This is a genomic window from Bacteroidota bacterium, assembly GCA_005882315.1.
Classification (GTDB): Bacteria; Bacteroidota; Bacteroidia; order Chitinophagales; family Chitinophagaceae; genus VBAR01.
Map to the genome: position 1 here is coordinate 1 of VBAR01000007.1, position 25,045 is coordinate 25,045.

At 37.7% G+C, this 25,045-nt stretch carries 25 protein-coding genes and 1 pseudogene; 9 read left to right on the forward strand and 17 right to left on the reverse strand.

Annotation, left to right across the window (positions count from 1 at the left end):
- Positions 1–204: 204 nt before the first annotated feature.
- From E6H07_19265 to E6H07_19295, 7 genes and pseudogenes are all read right to left on the reverse strand, one after another.
- Positions 205–678, reverse strand: a complete 474-nt coding sequence (locus E6H07_19265; protein ID TMI61381.1) for a DUF4279 domain-containing protein — start codon at positions 676–678, stop codon at positions 205–207.
- Between the two features lie 128 nt (positions 679–806).
- Positions 807–938 (reverse strand): annotated as a pseudogene (locus E6H07_19270) (integrase).
- A 14-nt stretch (positions 939–952) separates the two neighbouring features.
- Complete coding sequence (gene dapB / locus E6H07_19275; GenBank protein ID TMI61382.1) at positions 953–1,669, reverse strand: 4-hydroxy-tetrahydrodipicolinate reductase; 717 nt, start codon at positions 1,667–1,669, stop codon at positions 953–955.
- An 86-nt stretch (positions 1,670–1,755) separates the two neighbouring features.
- The gene (locus E6H07_19280; protein ID TMI61383.1) at positions 1,756–2,370 is read right to left on the reverse strand and encodes a hypothetical protein; all 615 of its coding nucleotides are present in this window, start codon (positions 2,368–2,370) and stop codon (positions 1,756–1,758) included.
- A 33-nt stretch (positions 2,371–2,403) separates the two neighbouring features.
- The gene (locus E6H07_19285; GenBank protein ID TMI61450.1) at positions 2,404–3,321 is read right to left on the reverse strand and encodes a ParB/RepB/Spo0J family partition protein; all 918 of its coding nucleotides are present in this window, start codon (positions 3,319–3,321) and stop codon (positions 2,404–2,406) included.
- 38 nt (positions 3,322–3,359) lie between these two features.
- Positions 3,360–4,163: a ParA family protein gene (locus E6H07_19290; GenBank protein TMI61384.1), complete on the reverse strand. Its 804-nt coding sequence runs from the start codon at positions 4,161–4,163 to the stop codon at positions 3,360–3,362.
- A 27-nt stretch (positions 4,164–4,190) separates the two neighbouring features.
- Complete coding sequence (locus E6H07_19295) at positions 4,191–4,874, reverse strand: metal-dependent hydrolase (protein ID TMI61385.1); 684 nt, start codon at positions 4,872–4,874, stop codon at positions 4,191–4,193.
- Positions 4,875–4,952: 78 nt separating this feature from the next.
- On the opposite strand from E6H07_19295, the gene E6H07_19300 reads away from it, so the two are divergent.
- The 5 genes from E6H07_19300 to porQ all read left to right on the forward strand — a co-directional run bounded on the left by E6H07_19300 (position 4,953) and on the right by porQ (position 11,896).
- Positions 4,953–6,257: a metallophosphoesterase gene (locus E6H07_19300; GenBank protein ID TMI61386.1), complete on the forward strand. Its 1,305-nt coding sequence runs from the start codon at positions 4,953–4,955 to the stop codon at positions 6,255–6,257.
- A 142-nt stretch (positions 6,258–6,399) separates the two neighbouring features.
- Positions 6,400–7,458 carry a hypothetical protein gene (locus E6H07_19305; protein ID TMI61387.1) on the forward strand — a complete coding sequence of 353 codons (1,059 nt, stop codon included), beginning with the start codon at positions 6,400–6,402 and terminating at the stop codon, positions 7,456–7,458.
- A 184-nt stretch (positions 7,459–7,642) separates the two neighbouring features.
- A complete protein-coding gene (locus E6H07_19310; GenBank protein ID TMI61388.1) occupies positions 7,643–8,230 on the forward strand; it encodes a PorT family protein in 588 nt (195 codons plus the stop codon).
- Between the two features lie 163 nt (positions 8,231–8,393).
- Positions 8,394–10,802, forward strand: a complete 2,409-nt coding sequence (gene lon, locus E6H07_19315) for an endopeptidase La (protein TMI61389.1) — start codon at positions 8,394–8,396, stop codon at positions 10,800–10,802.
- Entirely contained in the window at positions 10,799–11,896 is a 1,098-nt protein-coding gene (porQ, locus tag E6H07_19320) for a type IX secretion system protein PorQ (protein ID TMI61390.1), read from the forward strand. Before lon ends, porQ begins: the two co-directional genes overlap by 4 nt.
- Before the next feature lie 61 nt (positions 11,897–11,957).
- Here the strand turns inward: porQ and E6H07_19325 are convergent, their stop codons facing one another.
- The 6 genes from E6H07_19325 to E6H07_19350 form a co-directional block, all read right to left on the reverse strand.
- Positions 11,958–12,593, reverse strand: a complete 636-nt coding sequence (locus E6H07_19325; protein TMI61391.1) for a PIG-L family deacetylase — start codon at positions 12,591–12,593, stop codon at positions 11,958–11,960.
- A gap of 37 nt (positions 12,594–12,630) precedes the next feature.
- On the reverse strand, positions 12,631–14,103 hold the full coding sequence (locus tag E6H07_19330; protein ID TMI61392.1) for a hypothetical protein: 1,473 nt from the start codon (positions 14,101–14,103) through the stop codon (positions 12,631–12,633).
- Positions 14,100–15,473 carry an SAM-dependent methyltransferase gene (locus E6H07_19335; GenBank protein ID TMI61393.1) on the reverse strand — a complete coding sequence of 458 codons (1,374 nt, stop codon included), beginning with the start codon at positions 15,471–15,473 and terminating at the stop codon, positions 14,100–14,102. Before E6H07_19335 ends, E6H07_19330 begins: the two co-directional genes overlap by 4 nt.
- Positions 15,474–15,697: 224 nt before the next feature.
- On the reverse strand, positions 15,698–16,804 hold the full coding sequence (locus E6H07_19340; protein TMI61394.1) for a M42 family metallopeptidase: 1,107 nt from the start codon (positions 16,802–16,804) through the stop codon (positions 15,698–15,700).
- 87 nt (positions 16,805–16,891) lie between these two features.
- On the reverse strand, positions 16,892–17,770 hold the full coding sequence (locus E6H07_19345; GenBank protein ID TMI61395.1) for a hypothetical protein: 879 nt from the start codon (positions 17,768–17,770) through the stop codon (positions 16,892–16,894).
- Positions 17,771–17,774: 4 nt separating this feature from the next.
- Positions 17,775–18,233, reverse strand: a complete 459-nt coding sequence (locus E6H07_19350; GenBank protein TMI61396.1) for a hypothetical protein — start codon at positions 18,231–18,233, stop codon at positions 17,775–17,777.
- A gap of 49 nt (positions 18,234–18,282) precedes the next feature.
- Here E6H07_19350 and E6H07_19355 point away from each other — a divergent pair, with 49 nt between their 5' ends.
- Both E6H07_19355 and mgrA read left to right on the forward strand, forming a co-directional pair.
- Positions 18,283–19,263: an acyl transferase gene (locus E6H07_19355; GenBank protein ID TMI61397.1), complete on the forward strand. Its 981-nt coding sequence runs from the start codon at positions 18,283–18,285 to the stop codon at positions 19,261–19,263.
- 39 nt (positions 19,264–19,302) lie between these two features.
- Complete coding sequence (gene mgrA, locus E6H07_19360) at positions 19,303–20,301, forward strand: L-glyceraldehyde 3-phosphate reductase (protein ID TMI61398.1); 999 nt, start codon at positions 19,303–19,305, stop codon at positions 20,299–20,301.
- A gap of 9 nt (positions 20,302–20,310) precedes the next feature.
- On the opposite strand, the gene E6H07_19365 is transcribed toward mgrA, so the two are convergent.
- Complete coding sequence (locus tag E6H07_19365; GenBank protein ID TMI61399.1) at positions 20,311–21,042, reverse strand: PorT family protein; 732 nt, start codon at positions 21,040–21,042, stop codon at positions 20,311–20,313.
- A 176-nt stretch (positions 21,043–21,218) separates the two neighbouring features.
- Complete coding sequence (locus tag E6H07_19370) at positions 21,219–21,695, reverse strand: hypothetical protein (GenBank protein TMI61400.1); 477 nt, start codon at positions 21,693–21,695, stop codon at positions 21,219–21,221.
- A 335-nt stretch (positions 21,696–22,030) separates the two neighbouring features.
- Between E6H07_19370 and E6H07_19375 the strand changes: the two genes are divergently transcribed.
- Complete coding sequence (locus tag E6H07_19375) at positions 22,031–22,594, forward strand: PorT family protein (GenBank protein TMI61401.1); 564 nt, start codon at positions 22,031–22,033, stop codon at positions 22,592–22,594.
- A 62-nt stretch (positions 22,595–22,656) separates the two neighbouring features.
- Here the strand turns inward: E6H07_19375 and E6H07_19380 are convergent, their stop codons facing one another.
- Positions 22,657–23,538, reverse strand: coding sequence for a DUF4382 domain-containing protein (locus E6H07_19380; GenBank protein ID TMI61402.1), 882 nt, complete (start codon positions 23,536–23,538; stop codon positions 22,657–22,659).
- Positions 23,539–23,633: 95 nt separating this feature from the next.
- Positions 23,634–23,846 (reverse strand): glycine zipper 2TM domain-containing protein, encoded by a 213-nt coding sequence (locus tag E6H07_19385; GenBank protein ID TMI61451.1) that lies wholly within the window; start codon positions 23,844–23,846, stop codon positions 23,634–23,636.
- A gap of 400 nt (positions 23,847–24,246) precedes the next feature.
- Here E6H07_19385 and E6H07_19390 point away from each other — a divergent pair, with 400 nt between their 5' ends.
- Positions 24,247–24,903, forward strand: coding sequence for a VanZ family protein (locus tag E6H07_19390; protein TMI61403.1), 657 nt, complete (start codon positions 24,247–24,249; stop codon positions 24,901–24,903).
- Positions 24,904–25,045 lie beyond the last annotated feature (142 nt).

Genomic DNA, 25,045 nt, shown 5'->3' on the forward strand with positions numbered 1-25,045 from the left:
CTGCAAAACACTTTATGAAAGACTTAGAGCTAATGGAAAAACGGGAAAACAAGCATTAATAGCGGTGTGTAATAAACTTTTAAAACAAGTATTTGCAGTGGTAAAAAACAAAACATTGTATCAACCTAATTATTGCTCAGCTAAACCATAAAAAAAATCAATTTTATATTTGGTTTTTTACACAGTTCATGTTGGTTGCAGTTGTTATTTAGTCCGCCATTCGATGTAATGTGAAATGTCTGAAAGTTTCTTAAAATACTCCGTGGTTGTGCCAAAACCAAAATGCTTTTCATTTACATCGAATGTAAGATATATGAAAGTCATAATTTCAAAATCGTCTTTCTGCTCCATCAAAGTCTTAATAATATTCTGTTTCGGAACTAATAAACTAAGAAGTTGGTCAGCATGATTTTCAAACCTATTGCTCTCTGTCAAACTGTTTGAATTTAAAACCCAATGAGTGTTCGGTCGTTTTCTTGTAATAGTTTCTACTTGTCTTGTGGCGGTGTTGAGTTGTTTGCCTTCATAGGTTTCTCCGAAACTCCAACCTCTTGTTGATTGGATTTTCAAAAGGTCAGATAGTGCGTCCAGATTAAGTTTTTTTGTCTTGATAGAATACTGAATTTCTACATCAGAGTAGTCATAGAAACTGTGGTATTGAAGTATTTCATTTTCCATTAGTGATAGTCACGATACAATTGCAACCAACACTCTAATTTATGATATAAGCTGTGATTTATGAAATTCTCGAGCCTTGAAAATCAATAAACTAATGCATTTTGTATTGTTGTTAGTGCAATCCGTTTTTACCATTCCACTGTTTTGCTCTTCCATAATTCATCAAAAGGGCTCGCAATATGTACCAGTTGTTTCTTGCTCACATGAAGATATCGTTCAGTGGTTTTAATATTAAAATGACCTAGTAACTCATTTATCCAGCAAATACCAGAAATTACAAGTTCAACACATCTTTCATTCCATAAATTCCTTTCTTTCCTTTTAAAAATTCTGCTGCAAGCACAGCGCCGAGGGCAAAACCTTTACGGGTATGTGCTGTATGTATGATCTCGATATCATCAATGCCGGATGAGTATTTTACTTTATGTGTGCCGGGAGCAGGGTCAATCCGTTCACTCAGTATTTCTAATTCTTCGGGGTTATCACTTATATGATTTGCCCATTTTGTTTTGCGGGGTATTACTTCCAGTATTTGCTCGGCTAATGTAATAGCAGTGCCACTTGGTGCATCTTTTTTTTCTGTATGATGTATCTCGGTTAGTTGCAGTTCATAATCACTATGGGGAGCCATCAATGCAGCCAGTCTTTTATTTACTTCAAAGAAAATATTTACACCCACACTAAAATTGCTTGCATATAAAAAAGCCGCCTGATTTTCTTTACATAGTTTATGAATTTCTTCTATTTTTTCCAGCCAACCGGTGGATCCGCATACGGTCGGCACACCAAACTGCATCAATTTTTTTATATTTTCATAAGCGCTATGTGGACTTGTAAATTCAATAGCAGCATCTACAGCAACAAGATTTTCTTTGGTAAATTCATTTGCATTATCAATATCAATTTTTAAGATAACCTGGTGGCCACGCTGCAGCGCAATTTCTTCGATCGCTTTTCCCATTTTCCCATAGCCGATTAATGCAAGTTTCATTGTTGTTACTGGTTGTTTGAGCTTGTTACTAAGAATAGCTCAAAGTTATAAATAACGATAAACCAAAAACCATAAACGATAAACTATTATTTGAAACTGAGTATAAGGCTGAGTCCATTTGTTTTGGCAAAATCACTATAGCCTGGTCTTATTTTCAGTGAGAGATCGGGACTTACATCAAAACTTTTCAGGTGGGCATCTACTGCTGCATCCACTACATTTAGTCCCCATATAAGCAAGAAGAAAACAGCGGAGTAATCAATATCTCTTCGGTACTGATCACGATAATAGCGTAATGATTCTTCGCTTAACGGTTTTAGATCATTACGGACCTTGTCATACTTTGCTGAATCGGTTTTAAATACCCGCATATTGTATTTTACAGTATAGGCATACCGGGTGTCCTGGTACTGACCAAGATTAAAAGCGAATATACTACCGGTTATAGCCAATCCTGTATATACTATCGGCACTTTCCAGTATTTTTTATTGTAGATCTGTCCAAGCCCGGGTACTATGGCCGAACGAATTGCGGCTTTTTTCGGGCTATGTTCTTTCTTTTTTGCTGTATCAGCTTTAATTGGAACCGTAACAACAGAATCTTTTTTCAGAACAGGTTTATTATTCGGTGGGGCATCTTGAGAAAAAACATTCCCGGATAACACAAATAGAAATATTATAAGGGAAGAAAAAAGCTTCATTCGCTGTATCAGATTACTTAATAGAGAAGCGGTTTAATCAATCGTTACATTCATTTGCCGGAGAATATTATTTAACTCTTCAACTGAATAATATTCCATAGTGATCTGACCGCTATTATTTTTGTCGTGCCTCAGTTTTACCCTTGTACTGAAATGGGATGCTAATTTATCTTCAATTTTCTGAAAGGCAGGATCTAGATTGCTTTTTGTAGCTTTTTTAACGATACCGGCATCTTTGTACATGTTTCTTACCAGGGCTTCTGTCTGCCGGACTGATAACCCTTTTTCTTTTACCTCTTCAAAGATGAAAAGTTGTTTATCAATTGTATCTACATTGATGATGGCCCTTGCATGTCCCATACTTATTTCGCCATTACGTACGGCAATCTGTATATCGGGCGGTAGTTTTAATAAACGAATAAAATTTGCAACGGTACTTCTGTCCTTACCCATCCGCTCGGCTACATTTTCCTGTGTGTAACTGAGCTCATCCATCATTCGTTTATAGCTGAGTGCAATTTCAATTGCATTCAGATCTTCACGTTGCAGATTTTCAAGTAAGGCGAGTTCTAATAACTGCGCATCATTGGCCTGGCGGATATAAGCAGGTATGTCAACCAATCCAGCAATCTTTGCTGCACGCCATCTTCTTTCACCAGCAATCAAACGATAACGGCCTGATGGTAATCTTGAAACGGTTACCGGTTGTACGATATCATGCAGGCGTATTGAATTAGCAAGATCATTCAATGCATTCTCATCAAAATCACGACGTGGTTGTTTGGGATTGGTGTCAATTTCATTGATCGGAATACGATTGGTACCCGTTACAGTTTCAACGACAGCAGTTTTCAAATGCCCGCTGCTTGTTTTTAGATCAGTATCGATACTTTGTAATAAGGAGCGGATTCCTTTGCCAAGTAATTCCTTATTTTGTTTTGGATTGTTCATGCGTTCATTGTTCATAGTTGCGAGATCAGAGAGCTGCCTCACAGTTCGAGAATTCTTTCTTCATTTTTGATCTTGGTCATATCATTCTTTTGCAAAATCTCTTTTGCAAGATTGAGATAGTTCATTGCTCCTTTACTGTTTGCATCGTAAAGTATCACAGGTTTGCCAACACTTGGAGCTTCACTTAATTTTGAATTTCGGTGAATGATCGTACTGAAAACAATTTCTTCAAAATGTTTTCTTACTTCACTTACTACCTGGTTACATAAACGTAAGCGGCCATCATACATTGTCATCAGGATGCCTTCGATCTGTAATTCAATATTCAGACGGCTTTGCACAATTTTAATTGTGTTGAGCAATTTGCCCAGACCTTCCAGTGCAAAAAATTCACATTGTACAGGAACTATTACAGAATCAGCGGCCACTAATGCATTTACCGTGATTAAACCTAACGATGGTGAACAGTCAATAATGATAAACTCATAATCATTGCGTAAAGGCTCCAACAAATTTTGCAATACCATTTCCCGGTTGGGATAGTTGATCATTTCAATTTCTGCACCTACCAAGTCAATATGTGAGGGAATAAGATCAAGATTGGGTATTTCTGTTTTTAATACTACATCTTTTGCCTTTGTCTCGTTTACCATACAGTCATACAAGCTCTGCGTTACATTGTGCAGGTCGAAGCCGAGGCCAGAAGTGCTGTTGGCTTGCGGGTCCGCATCTACGAGTAATGTTCTGTATTCGAGTACGCCTAAGCTTGCGGCCAGGTTGATAGCCGTTGTGGTTTTACCCACACCTCCTTTCTGATTTGCTACGCCGATTATTCTTGCCATGTGCCTCTTCCTCTTCGGATTGTGATTTTAATTGATAGAAATTGTTTCTCCTATTTTGGGTAAATGCAATTTACAACCAGTTTCTTCAAATGATTTTGTCGCTTTAGCGTGGTCTATTTTTATAAACCCAAATGTGTCATAGTGAACACCGACAACATTTTTACAATCAATCATTTTCGCAGCCTCTGTTGCATCTGCATAGCCCATGGTAAAATTGTCGCCAATGGGTAAAACGGCAAAATTAAGTTTTACCCATTTAGGAATAAGCTGCATATCCAGCGTAAGGGCCGTATCGCCGCTATAGTAGAAATTCCCCTCGCTGCTGTAAATAATGAAACCCATTGGGTTGCCACCATAGCTTCCATCCGGTAAGCCGCTACTATGATGTGCTACCGTACATTTTACTTTGAATTCACCGAAATCCCAACTTCCGCCGGTATTCATCGGGTGAATATTTTTAAGCCCTTTTTTACTCAGCCACTCATAAACTTCCCAATTGCAAACTACTTTGGCGCCTGTCATTTCTGCAAGGGCAATACAATCGGCAATATGATCAGCATGTCCATGCGAAACAAGAATATAGTCTGCCTGTATATTCGCTAGTTCGATATTACTGGCAAGTTCATTATGTGTAATAAAAGGATCAAACAAAAGGTTTTTACCATTTGTTACTACCGAAAAAGTGGAGTGACCGTAGTAAGTGAATTTCATTGTGCTTGTTTATGTGGGCAAATATAACTTTTCGTAAGTAGTGGTGGCACGCAGGTTTCACTAAATTTGATGCTTATCATGCGAAACACAACCTTCTGGTGGATGTTGATTGGCTTTATGGTGTTGCTGGATATTTATATATTCCAGGTTGTAAGATTTCTGTCACATTCAGCTAATTCAAAAACAAAAATTATCATTTACTCTGCTTACTGGGTTCTTTCGGCCGGAGCTATTATTGTATTGTTGTTACTTCCTTATTTTAAATTTGAGAACCAGGCAAAATTTATCCGTACTACCATCTTTGCTATTATAGCCGGGTTATTTTTTGCAAAACTCATAGCTGCTGTTTTCTTTTTGTTGGATGATGTGAGACGGGCCATTCAATGGGTTGCCGGCAAAATATTTTTTCGTGGTACAGAAGCAGAGGCGTTACAGGAAAGCGACGGCATTTCCCGTTCTGCGTTTCTCAGTTGGGCAGGTATTGCAATGGGAGGTGGGTTGTTTGGTACACTGATCTACGGTTTTGGAAATAAATACAATTATCAACTTCGCAAAGAACAGCTCGCATTTAAAGATTTGCCTGCATCATTCAAAGGATTAAAAATTATCCAGATATCGGATCTCCATTCAGGAAGTTTTACTGATAAAGCATCTGTGCAAAAAGGTATTGATAAAATTCTTGCTACGCAACCAGATATTATTTTATTTACCGGTGACCTTGTGAATAATACTGCGGGTGAAATGGATGAATACAAGGATCTTTTTGTTCATTTGAAAGCTCCCTTAGGCGTTTATTCAGTCCTGGGTAATCATGATTATGGCGATTACGTCCGACCCTGGCCCGACCATGATGATGAACACAGTAAAAGAGAAGAAGCGGCAGGAAAAAAATTGTGGACACCGCTTCAGTATGAGAATTTGGAAAAACTAAAGCGGGTACATGCAGGCATGGGCTGGCGATTGCTGATGGATGAACATGTGGTAATTGAAAAAAACGGAGACAAGATCGCCATATTGGGTGTACAAAACTGGAGTGCAAAAGGAAGTTTTCATCGCTATGGAGATCTGACAAAGGCATACGCTGGTTCTGAAGAACATTCTTTTAAAATATTGATGAGTCATGACCCGTCACATTGGGAAGCTGAAGTACTGAAAAAGTACCCCGATATACATCTCATGCTCTCGGGCCATACACATGGCATGCAGTTCGGGGTGGAAATACCAGGAATAAAATGGAGCCCTGTTCAATATATCTATAACCAATGGGCAGGGTTGTATGAAAAAGATCATCAGAAATTGTATGTGAACAGGGGATTTGGCTTTATCGGCTACCCGGGTCGGGTGGGCATTTTGCCCGAAATTACTTTGATTGAGCTAGTTTAAATAGAGATTTGAGTACTTAAAGTCCAATATTTGGCTACTTGTCTCGTTTTATTAGGGATTCTTTTACATTTTTTAAACCCGGTTGGAGCTCTCAGGTCATAGGCCTGTAATTACAAAAGCCCTAAGCCAGGGCTTACTGCCAATGATTCGAATCATCGTAATACTATTGGTCCTAACGACCACTACTGCCACCGTTTATCCCCAGGGAGTACCGGCTGATACCACATTGACACCGCCACAGGTTTTCAAAAACGATACACTTGATAAATTAGCTATTGACACCTCAGTGGATTATGATTTGTTGATGAATGATCTTGAAAGTTTTCTCGATTCTTTACTTGCTCCCAAAAGTTATTTTATTGCTAACCTTGCAATAGGAAGGGGCTTTTACAGTTTTGAAAGAAAATCGTCTTTATATCTCGAAACAGCCCAAAAGCTCACTTATATACCCACCTTTGGATACTACAATAAATCAGGTTTTGGAATTTCCACTATTGGTTTTTTAATGAATGATGATGTGAATATGAATTTTTATCAATTCGCGATCAGCCCTTCTTATGACTATCTGAAAAATAAAAAACTCACAACCGGTATTTCATATACAAGGTATTTTAGCAAAGACTCTTTGCCATTTTATACTTCTCCTTTGGAAAATGAACTCTATGCTTATTTCGCATGGAGAAAATTCTGGGTAAAACCATCTATACAGGTTAGCTATGGCTGGGGTACAAGAAAAGAATATATGGAACGGGAAGAGCAGATCAATTCATTGCGTTTACGTCCGAGAGGATATACTTTCATCAATTCTACCGAATCTATTTCTGATTTTAATGTTACAGGTTCGTTGCGTAAAGACTTTTATTGGCTGAATGTGTTTGCCTATAATGATCATATCCGCTTTACTCCGCAGGCATCAATCAATTTCGGTACGCAGAAATTCGGATTCAATCAATCAAGCACCACCTATGCTCAGCTGATACGCAGTACCGGCCCATCTACGAATATCATTTACAATTCAGAGAATGTTTACCTCGATGATAATATTAAGTTTCAGCCTCTTTCATGGGCACTTTTCTTAAAAGCTGAGTATTCAGTAGGAAAATTTTTCATTCAGCCACAATTCATCCTTGATTATTATTATCCTGCAGCCACCAATAACTTCACTACGCTTTTCAATGTAAATCTTGGTGTGATCTTCTGATTTTAAGAAAAGTTTTCAAGGGCTGTTCACAATAATATTCTGTGCATACAGTTCTCTTGTTATAGTTTGCATCCATTAGATAAAAATTAACACCGGCGCGGGTTACATGGCACTATACTTGGAAAAATAATAGACGTGATTTCGAAGCAAGCCGTGTGATTTTTTTAATCAAAAAATTCTAACAATGAAAACAAAGTTTTTATTCCTCTCTGCCGCACTCTTATTTTCTTTTGCCTCCATGGCCCAGTTCCATATTGGCGCCAAAGCCGGGGCAAATATTTCCAAAGTAGAAGGTCATTCATTCAACGACCAGTTCAAATATGGCTACCATCTCGGTGGTTTTATGGAAATACCCATTAGCAAAAAACTTACGATACAACCGGAAGTATTGTTTAACCAGTATTCAACTGTACTGGACAGCAGTTATAAGAATATTTATGATGGAGTATTCAGTTCCCAAAACGGAACTAATATCAAACTGAATTATCTATCTATTCCCATCCTTCTGGAATATAAAATGGCTAGTTTTTTCCGGCTGCAGGCTGGGCCTCAATTTGGTATATTGATCGACCAGGACAGGAATTTATTGCAAAATGGAGGCGATGCATTTAGAAGAGGTGATTTATCGATGCTTGCGGGAGCGGAGATACAAATAATGAAACTCAGGATCACAGGACGATACGCAATAGGACTTTCAAATATTAATGATATTGACAACCAGGACAAATGGACAAACCAGGGTTTCCAGTTGTCTCTCGGATTGGCACTTTAGCATATAAAATCTCAAGCTTTGAAAAACAGCAGCCCTTCTGTCAGCAGAAGGGCTTTTTTATTGTAATGGCATCATACTTGACAACCATAGATTCACATTGTATATTTAACCCCCTGTCCCCGTACATGCTGAACTGACAGGATAACTTAAACAGGAAAGGCTTATGAGTTTTGAGAAAATTTTTACAGGCCCTGAGGAGGATATGGATTTTCTTCCAATTATTCCACTGAACGAGACAGATCAGAATAACTCAGATATTGAAGTGCCCGCCGAAATCCCATTGCTTCCCTTGCGCAATACCGTTTTATTTCCGGGTGTTGTTTTGCCTATAACAGTTGGCCGGGATAAAAGCATAAAAGCTGTAAACGACGCCTATAAAGCCGACAAATTGATTGGTGTAGTGGCCCAGAAGGACAGCAATATCGAAGATCCTTCATCCGGGGATCTTGAATCGATAGGAACTGTGGCAAGAATCATCAAACTGATAAAAATGCCCGATGGCGGTACTACCGTTATCATCCAGGGTAAACGTAGATTTAAGATCGATGCGATCATTTCTGATGATCCTTATTTCAAAGCGCAGATAACAAAGCTGGAAGATGAAGAGGCGCCTGCTGATGCAGATTTTGCTGCCTATGTTTCAAACATAAAAGACCTGGCTACTGATATTGTTCAGCTATCTCCAAATATTCCATCCGAAGCATCAATCATTCTCCGGAATATTGAGAACCCTTCTTTCCTCATCCATTTTGTTTCAAGCAACCTAAGTACGGAAATTAAAGAGAAACAAAAATTGCTTGAGATAAATAAGATACGGGAAAGGGCTGATCTGCTAATGCAATTGCTGCAAAAAGAATTACAGTTTGCTGAACTGAAAAATAAAGTAACTACTAAGACAAAAACAGAGATCGATAAACAACAACGTGAATATTTCCTGCACCAGCAGATGAAAAGCATCAAAGATGAATTAGGTGGAGATGCAAATCAGCAGGAAGTAAAAGAAATGCAGAAGAAGGCAGAAAGTAAAAAATGGAGTGTTGCAGCTAAAGAAGCATTTAAAAAAGGGATTGAGAAATTAGAAAGAATGCATCCCAGCACGCCGGATTATTCTGTTGTGTATAATCATCTTGACCTGATGCTTGAATTACCATGGGAAGAATTTACCAAGGATTATTATGATCTTAAAAAAGCAAAGCAGGTGCTGGATGGGGATCATTATGGAATGTATAAGATAAAAGAAAGGATCCTTGAATACCTCGCCGTATTAAAATTGAAAGGTGATATGAAAAGCCCGATACTTTGTTTTGCCGGCCCTCCCGGTATTGGTAAAACATCACTCGGCAGAAGTATTGCCCATGCTATCGGAAGAAAATATGTTCGTTTAAGTTTAGGAGGCTTGCATGATGAAAGTGAGATCCGTGGTCATCGGAAAACCTATATCGGCGCAATGCCTGGTCGTATTTTACAATCATTGAGAAAAGTAAAATCATCCAACCCGGTAATGGTACTTGATGAGGTGGATAAAGTAGGAAGTGATTTCCGGGGTGATCCTTCATCTGCATTGCTTGAAGTGCTTGATCCCGAACAGAACAATTCTTTCTATGATAATTATCTTGAACTGGAATATGATTTAAGCAAAGTATTATTTATTGCTACAGCTAATAATATTGCGAATATTCAACCTGCATTGCGTGACAGGATGGAGATCATTGACCTGAGTGGCTATGCTGTAGAAGAAAAAATACAAATTGCAAAACGACATTTGATCCCTAAACAAAAGGATCTGCACGGTTTGAAAAGCACTAACCTGAAGATCGCAGATAAAGTAGTAGAGAAAATTATTGAAGATTACACAAGAGAAAGCGGAGTGAGAGAACTGGATAGGGTACTTGCATCTGTAATGAGAAACCAGGCAAGACAATTGGTGATAAAAGAAAAATTAAAGCCTTCTGTTACGTCAGCTGATATTGAAAAGATACTCGGCAAACCAAAATTCAGCAACGAGATCTATAAAACGGCGAACATGGCGGGTGTTGCAGTTGGTCTTGCATGGACTTATGTTGGCGGTGATATTTTGTTTATTGAAACAAGTCTGAGTGATGGAAAAGGGGAGTTGAAATTAACGCTAACAGGTAATCTTGGTAATGTGATGAAGGAAAGTGCAACTACCGCACTCAGTTATTTGCAGAGCAATGCCAAAAAATATAAGATCGATCCGGATCTGTTTACAAAAAAGAATATTCATATACATGTGCCCGAAGGTGCAGTACCAAAAGATGGACCGAGTGCAGGTATTACAATGATGACAGCTATTGCTTCTGCATTAACAGAAAAAAGAGTGAGGCCATTTTTAGCCATGACAGGAGAGATCACTTTACGTGGGCAAGTGCTACCGGTGGGGGGTATAAAGGAGAAAGTGCTGGCAGCAAAAAGGGCTGGCATCAAAGAAATAATTCTTTGCAAACAGAATGAAAAAGACATCGTCGAAATAGATTCAACTTTTATTAAAGGTGTGAAGTTTCATTATGTAAAAACAATGAAAGAAGTACTTGATATTGCACTGGAGCCATAATATTTCTTACACAGCAATCCTGTAACTTCGCAGCTGTGAAATTCCGTTTTGTTTTATTTTTTTTACTGAGTTGTAGCCGCTTGTTTTCACAAACTATTGGTGGCAACTCTGTATTTAATTTTCTCAATCTTCCAAATACTCCGCAACTCACTGCCCTGGGTGGAATAAATGTTTCAGCAAATTCAAATGATGTAGGAATGGCATTTTATAGTCCTGCGTTGCTGAACAAATCCATGCATACACAGATCAATTTAGTGTTTAATGATTTTTATGCAGGAGTGGAAACTTATCATATGAATTTTGGATATCACAATCCAAAACTGAATACCAACTTCAGCTACGGGATCCATTTCTTTGATTATGGAAATTTAGCACAAACAGATGCTGCCGGGAATACATTTGGTGAGTTCAGAGCATCGGATTGGGTGATGCAGGTTTCAGCTTCGCATTCCTATAAAGAAAAATGGAATTTGGGAACGACCCTGAAATTTATAAGTTCTAATTACGGTCAATACAAGGCAAATGGATTAGCGGCTGATATTAGCTTATTGTATAAAGACACAGCCAAACTTTTTTCTGCATCGGTTTTGATAAGGAATGCAGGGTTCCAGTTAAAAGAATATCCGGGAGCAAGAGGAGGGGACCTGCCTTTTGATTTACAGGCAGGAATAACTCAGCGTTTGAAAAATGCTCCATTCAGCTTTTCTCTTACAGCACATCATCTTCATGTATTCGATATTAGTTATAACGATACTTTGTTCAATAATGCAAATGATTTTGAAAACAGCAGTGAAGGTTTTTCATTTGATAAACTATTTCAGCATATTGTATTAGCCACTACTATTCATATTGATAAAAAAGTAGAAGCAACCTTCGGTTATAATCATCTGCGCCGCAAAGAACTGAATATTGGGAAAGAAGGAAATGGATTAAATGGATTTTCAATAGGTTTTGCAGTGTTGCTCAATAAAATACAGATCCGTTTTGCAAGAGCGAATTACCAGAATAATACAGCCTACAACCAGTTGGGTTTGAATTTAAAGCTGAACGAATATTTTGGTTTGGGAAAATTAGGCAAACAGGCTGGTTGGTGATGAAGCAGATTTCAGCAATCTTGAAGAACGAAGAAAGGATAACAGTTTTGTCTTCATTTTTTCATCTTGTGATCAGTCGTATAGATTCAAATGCTTCAGCATATTCACTTCCTGCCTGCACACCCCTTACTTTTGCCAGCGATAAAAGAAAATCTTTTTTAAAATAACTGCGATGAGATTGTGATGCATAAGCACCTAGTGAATCGGTTTTAGCCTGAATACTTTTTTCGGAAAGCCGTATAAAAAAATCAGAAGTAAATGAAAAATTATTCCAGGGTAATTCATAGCCAAGAATAGAACAATATTTAAAAGCTCTTAGCGATTCAGCATGAATAACACCATGATCCTGGTGCACATCCTGGGAAGCGGGTGTAAAAACCAAATCGGGTTGAATCGATTTATTGAGTTTCACCAATTCCTCCAGTATGGATTGTCGGTGTTCAGGAAATGTTCTTACATCAAAATCAAAAAAAATAAGATTGGCCTCTTTGATACGTAATAATGCAGTTGCATTTTTACATTCATTTTTCAATGTCTCGGGAGCCAGGCCAGCGGCTAATGATTTCTGGCAATCAGAAAAGGCAGCATAAAAAACTTCTTTTCCTTCTGCACAGAATTTGGCGATGGTGCCACCACAACCTAATTCACCATCATCGGTATGCGGCGCTAAAACTAATATACGGTTGGGGTTAAACATACTAAGCTGGCAAAACTAATCATTAGTTCTGTATTTTTTATTCAGTTATAAAAGAAACTGAATCTTTCAACATTGGGAGTTTTTGCCTGAATTCAGTATTGAGTAATACCCTAAACTGGTTTACATTACTCATCCCCTTATAGAATCCTGTGTAAGAAGAGTCAGGCAAAAACACAGCATTGAGATTAAAAAAACTGCTACTGTCATTTGCATTGTTTTTAAAGCTTTTAAAACCATGATCACTCATAAAGATAATAATGGGCGGTTTGTGAGAGGCTGATTTAAGTCCATCAATGAATTGAAGAAAAATAGTATTACAATATTGGAGATAGCTGATATATCGTGTGCCATCTGTTGCATACTCATCGTGAAGAAACTTATATGATATCTCTTTTCCATCTTTATCATAATAATATGGGTAATGAGGCATCAGTAGATGGGTATATACAAACTTTGGGTTTTTAGTTTCTTTCATAGCGATTTTACTCGTGAGTTCTATAAACTGTTCATTATTTTTTTTATCCTGATAAATAAGCGATTTTTCTGCTGACGATAGTTTAAGATTTGTTACCAGGTGATACCAAAGATCCTTTTGCAACCGATATAAAAGTGTTTGGCTCAACAGTGGTCGTGTTTGAGCGGGGAATATTGATCCGTGATTCTGTGCTGGCAGATCCTCTAAGTCAAAAATAGAATGATTAAATATTTCATACCCCTGGCTTTTTAAAAATCGTACCACTCTATTGTTTTTCATTATTTCGCTCGTCAATCGCCTGTCATTGACACTTCTGTTTCTTCCTTCTATACCGCTTAGATAATCCATATTAAGTATTGAAGGAGCTGAAAACATTGTGTAGTTATAGTTGCTTTTAGAATTTTCAATAATATGAAATCCTCTTTTTCTCAATTCATTTTCAAACCCTATATTGTCAAAATTGAACAGATTTTTTAGTTGTGAAAGACCGCCATACTCATCTGCAATTATGTAATAAATATCAGGCTTGGGACAATCCTGACATATTGTTAGTGTATTGTCGTCAGGTAAGGCTGCTGGTTTACTAAATGAACTTTTGCCCAAAATTGAAATAATATCAATAATGCATAACAGGATGAATAATAAGTTAAGGTATTGCGTGACTTTGATAAAACGATGAGTTGTTTTTCTTACGACCAGGAAAATTATTATTGAAAGAATAAGTATAAAAGGTAACAGAAAACTGTACCTGCCGAAAAAACTGCCTTTAAGAAAATCGTGTACGGGTCCAAAAAAGAAATTAAAACTTTGCAATACAAATGCAAGCACCGCTGCTTTGCTCCACTTTTTATATATAAACCAGAAAAGAAAAAATAATAGAATTGCACCTGCGAGGTATAAGCATGTCAACAAAAGCAAATCGCTTGCAGGTATAAGCGGATAAAAGACATTATAGCCATGCAAAACAAAGAATAATGGTAAAAGAAATACAAATAGAGGATAGGTTTTTAATATGTTGACAAGATTTATTTTCATTTTTTCTTCATCAAATATAAAATCCGTTGAGTGCCGGATATCGATTCCTTTTTTTCTATTGAAAACACAGTCGAAAAAACTTTTTCAAATTCTTCAACCGAGTAGTAAGTATAAATATCTTTTTTGTTTTGTAACAGCAGTTGTGTTTTGGCATCCTGCTTTGGCACAAATTCAATGATCAATTGTTTTGAAACATTTGCTAATAATTCAGCACATTGGGCAAACGACATATTCTTGCCAATACATAAATGATGGATAAGGGCAAGTGCCAGTGCAAGGTCAGTTTTTGTGCGGCTGATAAACGAGCTTCTCTCTTTATTATTCACACCAATAGCAGGCGAGGGGTTGGTTAAATCAATAATAGCAGGATGTATTGATGATTTTTTTTTCTCTTTACATTGTAGGTATAGGTTGTTCACGCAAACTGCATCTGCTTCGGCTGAAACCGTAAAAACATTTTTTGAACTTACCAGCTCTGAAAAATAACCGTCATTAGCGCCGAGATCAACCGCTGTTTGAATGCCGGGTATTTCATTAAGCCACTTTTCTATGATTATTTTTTTCTGCTCTACATAATCACCACGTTGTCCTGCTTCTTCGTAGTAATCACTCCAGTTTGTTTTTGAGGATGGGGCTTTTAGACCTTTTATCACCGATTCAAGACTATTAACAAGATTCAGCATTTTTGTTTTCGAAAATGCTGATACATTTTGTTTTGTTTGCTTTCCGGGTCTTGTCAGTTTTTCATGTAGGTGTATATGCAGGTAAGTAAATAAAGAAAACCGGCTGCGGAAAGGTAGTAATGATCTTATAACGGGTAATGGAATTCCATCAGGCCAGGAAAGAAGCAGGTTGTGTAAAGGTTGTTTACTATAATGTGTTAATAACAATGGCCCCAAAAAGCATTCGCAAAACTGCCGGTAAGCTATCCATGGTTTTGTTTCATCATATTTTTCAAATGAAAGTGTATCAATAAAAGTCATTCTTCCATTATGCCATTGAACATTGTATGGTGTTGCATCTTTCAGTGTCATTCCGAATGCAATAGATTCTTTCATTAGCTGCAAAGTGAGTAATGCAGCATCTTTTAGCATATCAAAACTCCATTCATAGGGATAGCTGGTATAACTGAGTTGTTCTGGTTCCAATGTAGTAAGCCAGTTATCGTCTCCGGAAAAATTTTCTTTTACTTCATCATGACTAATAAGCAACTTTTTTTCTGCAAGATGTTTATAGCAGTCTGAGGAAATAAAAAATTCAAAATGATCTTTGAAAACTTTATTTACCTGCCTGTAAAAAATACCATCTTTTTCAAAGATGAACCCTGAAGGATCACGATAGGAGGCAAGATGTGGTTGTGCTGCAGGCATCAGTTGTCCTTATCCGTTTTAGTTATACGGGAGAAAAAGGATTTTATATAGAGCCAGATATTTTTAAAGATATTTTTAAAAAAGAAAGCAACACCCAATGCAGCTGCAATAATTACCTGAACAAGATAACTGCTGCCCGGATCGATATATAAGAATATTTCAAACATGCTGAACAGAATTACTGAATGATGATCCGCCTACGGCGGACGCAACAACAAATTAAATTACAAATAACTCAGGTTAGTCTTTGGTGATAAAGTTAATAATGTTTCGTACATCAGTTTTATTGTGTTCTCAATATCATCCTTATGCAACATTTCAACGGTAGTATGCATATAACGCAGCGGAATGCTGATCAATACTGACGGGCAGCCATCGTTACTATATGCAAATGAATCGGTGTCTGTGCCGGTGCTGCGACTGAGTGCCCGCCATTGCACAGCAATTTTACTTTTGGCTGCAACTTCTTCCACAACTGCCAATAATTTATTATGTACAGCCGGCGCATAAGCAAGCGATGGGCCTTTCCCACAAACTATATCGCCTTCTATCATTTTATTAATAAGCGGCGTAGTAGTATCATGAGTAACATCCGTTACGATCGCTATATTCGGTTTAATTCTTCTTGCGATCATTTCTGCACCACGCAAACCAATTTCTTCCTGCACTGCATTCACTACATACAATCCATATGGAAGTTTCTTTTTATTTTCTTTCAACAGCCTTGCCACCTCAGCTATCATAAATCCGCCAATGCGGTTATCAAATGCACGGCCGATATAATTTCCATGGGCTAGTTCATCAAAACCATCCTGGTAAGTAACTACAGCACCGATATGAATGCCCATTATCTCAACTTCTTTTTTAGTTCTTGCACCGCAATCGAGCCATAAATTATCGGTACGTGGTGTTGGTTCTTTCTGATCCGCACTACCGATACGTGTATGTATTGCCGGCCAGCCAAATACAGCTTTCACTACTCCTTTTTTTCCATGAATGAATACACGTTGAGCAGGGGCCACCTGGTGATCCACGCCGCCATTGCGTTTCAGATAGATCAATCCTTCTTTAGTAATATAATTTACAAACCAGCTTATCTCATCTGCATGTGCTTCTATCACTACTTTAAAAGGATGATCAGGATTTATTACACCTACTGCTGTCCCATACGGGTCGGTAAAATGAGAATCAACATAAGGTTTTAAATATTCAAGCCAAATCTTTTGTCCGCTGGTTTCAAAACCAACCGGGCTGGCATTGTTCATATAATTTTTCAGGAACGAAAGTGAAGAATCGGAAATAACGGATTTTTGTCTGGATGCTTTTGCCATACGATTATTTTATTTATGTACCAAGCTGCAGTGCTACTATTGAACTTTTGTTGCGTCGCACTCTTGTACTTTAGTAATTTTATTGCCCTATAAAACAGCTGCGAAGATAAGCAGCAAAGCTTTAACAGGCATCAGGCCGTCATGTAAATAAACAAATTGCATTTCGCTTCTATCGGACCTGAAAAACTGAAAAAGCAGGTATAATAAAATAAGCGGTATTAAAACAGCTGCGTATTGAATGGGCGAGCTGAAATGAAATGATTGAATCAATAATATTGCCGTGATGACATTCAATAAGCAGATCTGCCATTTTCCCTTAGTTAAAATTACTTGCGGACCCAAAGCCACTACCGGTGTTATAATACCGGCGGCTTTATCTTCTTCATAATCTCTTACGTTAAACAACATGCATAGCGCCAATATAAAGACCAGCCGGTCAAAAAACAATATCCAAACCTGCGAGCTGCCTGTGCGTATGTCTTCGGTATAAAAAGCAGGCAATAATACAGAGGTCAAACTCCAGACAAGACCGAGTAGCGGAAGTTTTAACCAGCCAATATGCCGCAACGCCTTGCCACCCGGCAGAAAAGGAAATGAATAAGCCAGTGAAAGTAGCGGAATAGCTAAGGTCCAGGCAATATTTCTACTGCTAAATAAAATTTCAAAATGAGTTATGATCAAATACCCGATAGCAACACATCCAGTCAGCATTAAAAACCAGGTAACGAATTTGTATTTTCTATACCAGTTGAGTCGTTTATCCTGTTCAGGCTTCAGACTTTTGAGGTAATAGTGAAATGTGTAGATATTCATCGTACAAAAAAACACCAGCCACGCAAACCAATGGACTTGTGAGCCGAGATGCAACAGGTAAATAGTTTCATATACCAGCGAGGTTGCACAAAGGGCTATAAAAAAATTACAATAAAAAAAAACGGAAATTGCCTGTATGAAAACTTTTTTCAAATCATCAAAGTTTCTTCAGCATTACTTTATCAGATTCTACGTAGTTGCTGCGGTGCCCGGCTTTATCTTTAATCATAAGTCCAAAAGATGCTTCCCGATCCACGGCTTCAAGATTAAGGAAAAGGGCGCCGGTCACAAACTCACCATAGCAGAATTTTACATTGAGATCACCATCTCTTGCAACGGGAATGCCATCAGGGTCCATTCTTACCTTCAAAGTATCCAGCGTAAAAATACCACCTGTACTATTGTATCTTTTAGTTACCAGGATAACGGTATCCTGTATATCTCCTTCATCATCCGTAAAGGATACATTTAAATTGATAATATTGCCTTTTATTGCAGTTGTGGGTGAAATGGATTTAAATTTAAGCTGCGGCTCTGTGGTAAACTTATCTTTTTTGCATGCTATAAAAAGCAGAACTGAAAAACCAAGTAGCAGCGCAACGATTTTCATCTTCATAAAAAGGGATTATAACCAAATTTACATCTTTTACCGAAAGTAAAGCGAAATGACGGGTGAATGGAAGCATAAAATTTTAAATGTTACAGATGCGGGTTTTCCGGAGCTTGCCCTTGAAGTTTTCAGGCATCAATATGCCAACTGCGGCGTTTACCGTGCTTATGTGAATGCTATAGGTGCCGATGCAAAGAAGGTAGAAAACCCTGAGCAAATTCCCTTTTTGCCTATTCGTTTTTTCAAATCGCATGAAATAAAAACAGGTTCTTTTGTTGCAGAAACGGTTTTTGAAAGCAGCGGCACTACCGGCACTATCAATAGCAGGCATTTTATAAAAAACGTTGCCTGGTACGAACAGGTATTTACAAAGATCTTTCAGCAGTTCTACGGAGACATTGAAAAATGGTGCATCATCGGTTTGTTGCCTTCTTATCTTGAAAGAAAAAACTCATCACTGGTTCATATGGTGAACAGGCTGGTACAAAAAACAGGTAACCTGCATAGCAGTTTTTATATGTATGATTTTGATCAACTGGCCGAAGTCTTATTTGAACTGGAGAAAAATGATCAGCCGGTCCTGCTTATTGGGGTCAGCTTTGCATTGCTTGATTTTGCTGAGCGAAAAAAATTGTCCCTAAGGAATGCAGTAATAATGGAAACCGGTGGCATGAAGGGCCGCAGAGAAGAACTGATAAGGGATGAAATGCACCGGGTATTAAAAAGATCATTTGGTGTCAGTACTATTCATTCAGAATATGGAATGACCGAATTACTTTCACAAGCTTATTCAAGAGGTGAGGGCATATTCAACTGCCCGCCCTGGATGAAAATGCTGGTAAGGGATGATGAAGATCCTTTTTCAGTAAATACGCAGGGGAGTGGAGCTATCAATATCATTGACCTCGCCAATATTTATTCCTGCTCCTTTATAGCTACTGATGATGTAGGAAAAATATATCCTGATGGGGGTTTTGAAATATTAGGTAGGATGGATGGCAGTGATTTAAGAGGATGCAGTCTTTTGGCATTATAAGTTTATACAAAATAAAAATGGTCATTTAACTTTGAATCTATGGCATACAAAGCATCAATAACACGATATGATAATATGCAGTATAACCGCTGTGGCAGAAGTGGCTTAATGCTACCTGCAATTTCTTTAGGTCTCTGGCACAACTTCGGTAATGTGGATGATTATAAAACTGCCAGGAAGATTGTCCGAACAGCATTTGATAGTGGCATCACTCATTTTGACCTTGCTAATAATTATGGCCCGCCTCCCGGTGAAGCTGAAAAAGTTTTCGGAAAAATTCTGAAAGAAAATTTTACAGGCTACCGTGATGAAATGATCATTTCATCAAAAGCAGGATATTATATGTGGCCCGGCCCTTATGGTGAGTGGGGTTCAAAAAAGTATTTAGTTGCAAGCCTTGATCAGAGTTTGAAAAGAATGGGATTAGATTATGTAGATATTTTTTATTCTCACCGGCCTGATCCGGATACACCGATGGAAGAAACAATGTCGGCACTTGACCTAATAGTGAGACAAGGAAAAGCATTGTATGTTGGTATATCCAGTTACTCAGCCGCAGAAACAAAACAAGCAGTAGCAATTTTAAAACAGTTAGGAACTCCTTGTTTGATCCATCAGCCACGTTATTCTATGTTTGATCGTTGGGTAGAAAATGGTTTGATGGATGTATTGGGTGATGAAGGGATCGGTTGTATTGCATTCTCACCTTTGGCACAGGGATTACTTACTGATAAATACCTGAAAGAAATACCTGCTGATTCAAGAGTGGGCCGGGGATTGAGCAATGGCGCCATTACTAAAGAAGCAATTTCAGAGAAAGTGATTTCAAAAGTGCGACAGTTGAATGAGATTGCGCAACAGCGGGGACAGTCACTAGCCCAAATGGCAATTGCATGGTTATTGAAAGATAAACGTGTTACTTCTGTTTTAGTAGGTGTCAGTGCAGCTTCACAGTTAAAAGATAATATCGACTGCCTGGAAAATACTGACTTTAGCACTGATGAACTTAACCGGGTTGAAAATATCCTGCGTTTCTAAAGTGAACTACTAAATACTCTTATCTAAAAAAGCAAATTGCAAACGGAGGTGAAAAATTCTTGAAAACACTTTATCAGTACCATATTTATTATAGTTGGTAAGGCCATGTTTATAATTAATATCTATACCCCATTTTTTGTAGGATACTGAAGCTCCCAATGTAACCCTGAAATCATTTACTTCCGGTTCACCACCTGAGTAGCCAATAATTGTGTTTTGACCATTCTGATCTTTAAATTCACACTCATCACCCATTGCAAGTTTTGAGGTATAGTCAACACCTGCAAATAAAATGAATGATAATTTTTTTTGTGATAATACTTTCCCGATCTGCGGATTGAAGGAAATATTATCATATTGTCGGGAATAGGTTCCTGTCGTTTTATATTTCACTGGTGGGGTTGTAATGCTGTCAACATCCAATCTTCCACCGGTATGTTCATATTGTATACTAAAGCGTAGTATCCATTTTGAAGGAAACTTCATACCTGCATTAATACCTGCTAAGAAATTGGTATATGGCTTATTTCCATAAGGAACAGCCATTGTATCCACATCAGTAGTAAAATTGGGAAAAGGAACAGGGCTACGGTAATAAGTGGATTTGCTTACAGCACCCGGCCCACCAAAAAAAGAAACACCGCTACCGATGAAACCTGATAGCGTTAACTTTTTTTGCGACCATGAAGATTTGCTGAATGTAAGACCGGCAACAATAAGCAGTACAGCTATTTTTTTCATAACTGAAAATTTGGTTTGACTGATCGTGTGGCTTTACAAGGGATAGTGAAGGGTGGATAGAATTCTTTCAACAATGAATAATAAACGATCACTCATAGGGAATATTGCCCCTATAAAGTCTATAAATAAAAAAATCCAGACGATATCGCCTGGATTTTTCTAAACTTATGATGTTTTTATTTTTTTAAAACCAGTTCCTTTAGGTTTTCAATATTCTGTATGCCTTCATATTTAAAAGGTACGTCAGTACTGTAACCAGCTTTTTTCATTCTTGCCCTACCTTCTATACGGATTTTTGCCTCCTTTTTATTCCAGATTTCCTTGTGATTGATAAAAGCATTAAGGTTATTTAATTTCAGTACTGCCGGCACTACAAATTCCTTGTGTTTTTTCACATCTATTTTTTCATCAAGACTGAAACGGCCAAGTAAAATATTGTCAACATATACATCACCATCAGCATCGTTGACCTGTACACCGAAATTATTAGGGTTGTAATAAACTATATCCAATCCAGCTGTTGTTTTCAACAGGCCTACATCTTTGATGCGGACATCACGAATTTCCCGGTACTCGGGTTCCCGGATATTTGATGTTTTGCAAGAAGCAAACAGGATCATCGCCGGAGCGAGGGTAAGTAGTATTTTTTTCATAATGATTCTTAATTTTTAGTAAATCAATTTTGATGACGAATCATGTATCTAAAACAATCAGGCCAGTTTGCGTTAAATGAATGTGAAGCTGTATTAACCAATTGTGATAACCGATTTGGACATTGTTAATATTTAAATCAAAACAATCACAGCATGCCAGCACTACGAAGTAAAATGCAGTTTACATGGATGTTTTAACAAACTGTTTTCAGACAGGCAATGCGGTTAAACGCCAGAATAACATTTTTTTGGACTGAGTTTCATTTATCAAATAAGTCGGATACATGTATTGGCACCGTCTTTGAAAAACATAGCCTGGAGCAAAATCATGTAACATGAAAACAAAAACTATGATACTGTTAGCAGTATTAAGTATTTCGGCTTTTACAACCAGGGCACAGATAGGGGCGGGTATTAAAGGAGGATTTAATTTTGCAAGTTTAACCGGTTTTAATGGAGATAGCCGTGTCGGTGCACATGCGGGTTTATTTCTTCATCATACCATCAACAACCGCTGGTGTTTTCAGCCTGAAGTATTATACTCTGGAGAAGGACAACGGTATTTTTCAGATGTGGAACAAAGAACGTTGGCTCTTGATTATGTACAGATACCATTGATGATACAATACTTCCCGGTTAAACAACTGTATTTTGAATTTGGTCCTCAGTTGGGAATATTAGCCAGTGCGCAGGATAAGGGTGGTGGTACAAATTATAATGTAAAGGATGATTTTGCACCTACTCAAGTTGGATTAAATATAGGTGTAGGTGTAAAAGCAACCTACAGCCTTGGCTTTTATGGACGGTATAATTTTGGTCTTACAGATGTATCAAGATTTGATAATATCGTTGATCATAGTTATGTAGGGCAATTAGGTATGTCTATTCGTTTAAAATAGAATAGTGGCTATTGTGTAGGAGCAGCCATAATTTTTTATGGCTGCTTTTTTTAAAAAATTATTTACTGCGTAAGAATTATTTCATCGGTATTAACTGTTCCGTTTCTTATTAGCTGTACTAAACGTTCTTGTGATTGATAAGGTGGCTGCGGGAAAAAGCGAGGTAAAAATTCAACTTTTTGCAAACCTGTTGAAGAATCAGGCAAGGCTTTGTCAGGATTTACACCCAGTATTCTGAAATACCCGGCTTCATCAGGATAGCCATATGCAGTATCCGTAAAATCCTGTGGGCTGGTATGATTCAAATAAATTACTCTTACATAAGGTTGGGCCAACATTGGTAACAAGCGGCCTTCAATAGCAGATACACCTGAAGATTCAAATACACGAACAGAGGGTAAGAGCTGGAAAGTTGTGCTCCCGGTTTGTATTCTTGATTTGCGGGCATCAAAATCAAAATCAAAATAAATTTTATTGGTAGCTCCGGCCTGCACATTTACATTAAATGGAATTACTAAACCATTTGCAATAGAGGGATGAAGCTCCATGTCAAAAAAAGAAGTGCTACCGCCGTAGGGAAAAGTATTAATGCCAAATGAATTTCTTGTGCCAAATTTAATTCGCAACAGCTTTACTGTTGACGGTAATAATTCCAGGTTACCCAACGGAAGTTCTCTGCCATTGGAATACTGAATGATATCAATGATCCCTTTATTTTGAAGCGGAATTTCTACCCAGCCGGTAGTAGTTGATGGATCAGGACTTGTATTATATTCAAGTTTATCAAAATCGATCTTGAAATACTTATAGAAGTATGGATCATCTGTTAAACGAAATTCAATTTTCCCTTTTGATGAATTAGTGTTCCCTCCTCCATCACTTCTTGAACAGGAAAAGATTAACAGGATCGCAATAGTAATAAAGACAGGAATACTGTATTTCATAAATACTGATTAGGCAGCAAAGATAGCTGGCAGAGGTAAAAATGAAAAACGGGGCTTGTTAAAAGCCCCGTTTAAGTATTGATCATCCTTCGCTGCTAATAGCGACCATCTTTCTTGTCCATTGAACGTCCGATCACATAACCACCGCCACCACCAATAACACCACCAATGGCAGCACCGGCTGCACGGTTACGTTTGTTTACTACAGCACCAATTACGGCTCCTGAAGCGGCACCAATCACGGTTCCTTTTGCAGCTTTACTCCAGCCTTTTTTTACTTTAGCCGTATTTTGTGTTTCATCCTTCATAACAGGACTTTGATAAACCACAGGACGGGCAGGTGCTTTTTTCTTAACCACAACAGTTTTTTCCTGTATTACAGGTTTTTCCTGTGTGGCTTTCCAAGCCTCAAATTGTGCCATTTCAGTAGCATCAATTTTTGCATTGTCTGTTTTGCTGTTGCAAGCTACCATTACTACAGTTATCACTGCAGTTACGGCAATAAATGATAAAACTTTTTTCATAACTGAGTTTTTAATAATTAATAATTCGTTTTTCATTCCCTATAGTAGAAAAACGATGCCAAAGAATTAGTGAATGTTAATGGATCGTCCGGAATCGTTTTAAATCACTCTTTGTTAGTGCATTGCTTCTATGAGGATTTAACAAGTATGGATTTTTAGAATTATTTTACAGCCTGCTTCTTTTATGAATAATACGCTGAAAAAAATATTAATTGTTCTGCCGGTATTTATTGTAAGCCTGTTTTACCTCCAAACATTGTACGCAGAAAGATATAGTGGAACAAGTTTTAAGCGAGTAGCAGGATTGGCAATAACCGTTTTGCTGTTTTATGCATGGATCATCATTGTTACAACCAGGAGAAAGCAGAATAATTTTTTTGAAAGATTGGTACTCTCAAGTTTTTTTGTGTATGTATTTGCAGTGCTTACACTCACAGGATACTTTATTCTTTTCCGCGAAGTATCAATGCATGACTGGTGGGGCAATATGATGCAGCGGGTAGAGAGAAAAGATCATGTAAACCTTGTTTTATTTAGAACGATCAATATCTATAAAACTTTTGGTAAACAGAATTCGGGAAATTTTGTGATGTTATTACCATTAGGGATTTATCTTCCATTGCTGTATAAAAAATTAAGGAGGCCCGTTAGTTTTTTTGTAGTTACCGTTATTTGTTTTCTTACTTCAGTCGGAATTGAACTGTTACAACTGGCCACCAGTTATCGTAGTACAGATGTGGATGATGTGGTGCTGAATACTGCAGGGGCTTGCTGCGGATTTATTATTTACCAGTTATTGCGATTGCTGATAACTGACGGAGTAAAAAGATCGCCAGAATAACTCACTCTTTTTTATCAGCTTACCCACTTCAATATATTCCCAAAGGATATCATCCTTTCATTTTCTGGTAACAAATCATAGAGTTGAACCAATGATTTGATTTTGGCGTAGCTGATTTTCATTCCATAAAAACTGACTCTTT